This window comes from Streptococcus sp. HMSC077F03, assembly GCF_001812375.1.
In the GTDB taxonomy this organism is placed as follows: domain Bacteria; phylum Bacillota; class Bacilli; order Lactobacillales; family Streptococcaceae; genus Streptococcus; species Streptococcus oralis_S.
In genome coordinates this window covers 55,700-56,178 of sequence record NZ_KV808766.1, presented here as the reverse complement: position 1 = coordinate 56,178, position 479 = coordinate 55,700, and the positions used below count along the sequence as shown (strand labels likewise).

Genomic DNA, 479 nt, shown 5'->3' with positions numbered 1-479 from the left:
AAATTGGGCAAAGGCCTTTACTTCTATGAAGTGGATTTGGCTGGAACCCAAGGAAAATCTGACAAAGAGCTGCTTGACCTTTTGAAACAAAATGGTACACAAAGCTATAAAGCTACTATCAAGGTGTACGGTGCGAAAGATGGCAAGCCTGACTTAACTAACCTCGTAGCGACTAAAGATTTGACTGTTAATTTGAATGGCTTAACCACTCCAGCTGAAGTGCAAAAAGGTGTGGCTGACAATACCAAAGATACAGTAGATGTCCCAGCTTCTTACTTGGATAGAGCCAATTTCCCAGGCCCATTTACAGCTGGTGTCAACCAAGTTATTCCATACGAATTCTTCGCTGGAGACGGCATGTTAACTCGCCTGATCTTGAAAGCCTCTGATAAGGCTCCATGGTCAGACAACGGTTCAGCTAAAAATCCCGCTCTCCCACCGGTAGAGAAATTGGGCAAAGGCCTTTACTTCTATGAAGT

1 protein-coding gene is annotated in these 479 nt (G+C 44.1%); it reads left to right on the top strand.

Annotated elements, in window-relative coordinates; translation table 11 throughout:
• Positions 1-479 (top strand): SSURE domain-containing protein (locus HMPREF2853_RS09975; RefSeq protein ID WP_186821124.1); only part of this gene is annotated, 479 nt, incomplete at both ends.